This window comes from Endozoicomonas sp. ONNA1, from assembly GCF_024606325.1.
Lineage (GTDB): Bacteria > Pseudomonadota > Gammaproteobacteria > Pseudomonadales > Endozoicomonadaceae > Endozoicomonas_A.
In genome coordinates this window covers 1-1072 of sequence record NZ_JAHHPN010000668.1, presented here as the reverse complement: position 1 = coordinate 1072, position 1072 = coordinate 1, and the positions used below count along the sequence as shown (strand labels likewise).

The window sequence follows — 1072 nt, the reverse complement described above, 5'->3', positions numbered from 1 at the left end:
GTACCATCAAGATCAGAGACAACAACGGGATACATGCATACCTCATCGGAGAGTGGTAAATACCGTTGGAAAGCGATTCTGAGGCTACTTAAGCATCATTTTCCGGGGAAGCTGGAAGGAGGTGAAATGTCACACGTTTTACTTGAATATCCGAGGCTTGCGAGCCTGCCAGAAGATTTAATCAGAGTATTTGCCAGATATGCGATTCCGGAGCTTGTATTACCTGAAGGGGTGCCCAAACAGTCGTTAGTAGACAGCATTGTCAATGCTGCCAGACCGCCGTTAACTCTAAGGTATATGCAAGCTCGACTGGGCTACCCTCAGTGTCTTCAGCAGCTGGTTGGGTTATTTATAACCCAGCTGTCGTTAATGGCAGCAAGTCAATCTAAACAATTTATTTTTCAGGACCATGCGGGCCACGTCAGCATTGTTTCTATCCGGAAAAATACTGAAGGACTTTATCGTGTTTTTGTCGTTGATAGTTTAAGTGTTTTTAAGCGTTACTACGAAGATCAAGTTTATTCGCTCCTGGCACATTTTGTCACTTTAGCTTTAACACTGGCGTTAAGACATCATGGCTTCACTGATTCCCGGTTTTACTTCCTGCCTGAACGTCAGGGCAGTGGCTTTGGCTGTGAGTCATTCATGTTGCACGATCTGGAAACATTGTTGGAATTCCCCATGTTGGCTGGTAACGGATACTATGCGGACAAAGACCCCCTTACCAATGACAATATGGTGCAGTTTTTTTTGCACATAACCTACGGCTTGGATGATGAGCAACTTGGTCGATTGCGAGTCAATGGTGAGATTAAGTCTTTTGTGGGCACGTCAGATAAACCTGCACTTTATACAAATGACCTGAACACCCTTATTGTTACGGCAATCCAAACTTGGAATGTATTGGGGGTGGAACCTGGTTTGTTTAAATTTTATCAATTGCGTCGGTTTCCCCCGAGGTTTGCACATCTGACTCAGGGGCAACAGCGTCTAAATCGGTTGCTTGAAAAATTTCCCGAAGAACGACAAAAAGAGGTAGACAAGGTGGTCGATGAAACTCGGGGCTTGTTAT

The 1072-nt window shown here is 44.7% G+C and carries 1 protein-coding gene; it reads left to right on the top strand.

The window, feature by feature from the left end:
• Window positions 1-126: 126 nt before the first annotated feature.
• Window positions 127-1072, top strand: a 946-nt coding sequence (locus KDK19_RS15730) for a hypothetical protein (protein WP_257292319.1), incomplete at its 3' end; no start/stop codon positions are given.